The sequence below is a fragment of the Vibrio sp. A8-1 genome, assembly GCF_013048685.1.
GTDB lineage: Bacteria > Pseudomonadota > Gammaproteobacteria > Enterobacterales > Vibrionaceae > Vibrio > Vibrio metschnikovii.
In genome coordinates this window covers 1-2352 of sequence record NZ_VHTC01000075.1, presented here as the reverse complement: position 1 = coordinate 2352, position 2352 = coordinate 1, and the positions used below count along the sequence as shown (strand labels likewise).

The 2352-nt window shown below is 50.0% G+C and carries 1 rRNA gene; it reads right to left on the bottom strand.

The annotated features are described in order from the left end of the window. Positions 1-2140: ribosomal RNA gene (locus FKN93_RS17185) — 23S ribosomal RNA — on the bottom strand; the annotation flags it as partial. Between the last annotated feature and the right edge of the window lie 212 nt (positions 2141-2352).

Genomic DNA, 2352 nt, shown 5'->3' with positions numbered 1-2352 from the left:
CAAACTAGCGTCTGCGCTTCAAAGTCTCCCACCTATCCTACACATGTAGGTTCAATGTTCAGTGCCAAGCTGTAGTAAAGGTTCACGGGGTCTTTCCGTCTAGCCGCGGGTACACTGCATCTTCACAGCGATTTCAATTTCACTGAGTCTCGGGTGGAGACAGCGTGGCCATCATTACGCCATTCGTGCAGGTCGGAACTTACCCGACAAGGAATTTCGCTACCTTAGGACCGTTATAGTTACGGCCGCCGTTTACCGGGGCTTCGATCAAGAGCTTCGACTTGCGTCTAACCCCATCAATTAACCTTCCGGCACCGGGCAGGCGTCACACCGTATACGTCATCTTGCGATTTTGCACAGTGCTGTGTTTTTAATAAACAGTTGCAGCCACCTGGTATCTGCGACTCTCAATAGCTCCATCCGCAAGGGACTTCACCGTCAAGAGCGTACCTTCTCCCGAAGTTACGGTACCATTTTGCCTAGTTCCTTCACCCGAGTTCTCTCAAGCGCCTTGGTATTCTCTACCCGACCACCTGTGTCGGTTTGGGGTACGATTTCTTATGAACTGAAGCTTAGAGGCTTTTCCTGGAAGCAGGGCATCAATGACTTCACTACCGTAGTAGCTCGACGTCGTGTCTCAGCCTAACAAGAAACCGGATTTACCTAGTCTCTTAGCCTACGCACTTGAACCAGGACAACCGTCGCCTGGCCCACCTAGCCTTCTCCGTCCCCCCATCGCATTCATAAGAAGTACGGGAATATTAACCCGTTTCCCATCGACTACGCCTTTCGGCCTCGCCTTAGGGGTCGACTTACCCTGCCCCGATTAACGTTGGACAGGAACCCTTGGTCTTCCGGCGGGGAGGTTTTTCACCCCCCTTGTCGTTACTCATGTCAGCATTCGCACTTCTGATACCTCCAGCAAACCTTACAGTTCACCTTCAACGGCTTACAGAACGCTCCCCTACCCAATACGATAAATCGCATTGCCGCAGCTTCGGTGTATTGCTTAGCCCCGTTACATCTTCCGCGCAGGCCGACTCGACTAGTGAGCTATTACGCTTTCTTTAAATGATGGCTGCTTCTAAGCCAACATCCTAGCTGTCTAAGCCTTCCCACATCGTTTCCCACTTAGCAATACTTTGGGACCTTAGCTGGCGGTCTGGGTTGTTTCCCTCTTCACGACGGACGTTAGCACCCGCCGTGTGTCTCCCGGATAGTACTTACTGGTATTCGGAGTTTGCAAAGGGTTGGTAAGTCGGGATGACCCCCTAGCCTTAACAGTGCTCTACCCCCAGTAGTATTCGTCCGAGGCGCTACCTAAATAGCTTTCGGGGAGAACCAGCTATCTCCGAGTTTGATTGGCCTTTCACCCCTAGCCACAAGTCATCCGCTAATTTTTCAACATTAGTCGGTTCGGTCCTCCAGTTGATGTTACTCAACCTTCAACCTGCCCATGGCTAGATCACCCGGTTTCGGGTCTATATCCAGAGACTGAACGCCCAGTTAAGACTCGGTTTCCCTACGGCTCCCCTATTTGGTTAACCTTGCCACTGAATATAAGTCGCTGACCCATTATACAAAAGGTACGCAGTCACCCCATTAAAGAGGCTCCTACTGCTTGTACGTACACGGTTTCAGGTTCTATTTCACTCCCCTCACAGGGGTTCTTTTCGCCTTTCCCTCACGGTACTGGTTCACTATCGGTCAGTCAGGAGTATTTAGCCTTGGAGGATGGTCCCCCCATATTCAGACAGGATATCACGTGTCCCGCCCTACTCGATTTCACTTTACTGGCGTTAACGGCTACGGGGCTATCACCCGGTATCGCGTGCCTTTCCAGAGCACTTCGCCTGACACCAATAAAGCTTAAGGGCTAATCCAATTTCGCTCGCCGCTACTTTCGGAATCTCGGTTGATTTCTTCTCCTCGGGGTACTTAGATGTTTCAGTTCCCCCGGTTTGCCTCGCTGCGCTATGTATTCACGCAGCGATAAGTGCTTATGCACTTGGGTTTCCCCATTCGGAAATCGTAGACTCAAGTGGCTTTTACTGCCTCATCTACGCTTATCGCAAGTTAATACGTCCTTCATCGCCTCTGACTGCCTAGGCATCCACCGTGTACGCTTAGTCACTTAACCATACAACCCCAAAGGGTCTTTGGCTTCTTGCTTTCACGAAAGTGAAAACAAACAAGCGACCAAGTTGTCTCGCGTTTAATTTACATGAGTGCGAGACAGATTTTGCCGGACTCAATTTTGAAAAGCATCCGAAGATGTTTTTCACCAAGCACACTTGAATGTGTATTTTTGGTCTTTATCAAAAGATAAAGATTGAGAACTTTACAAGTAAC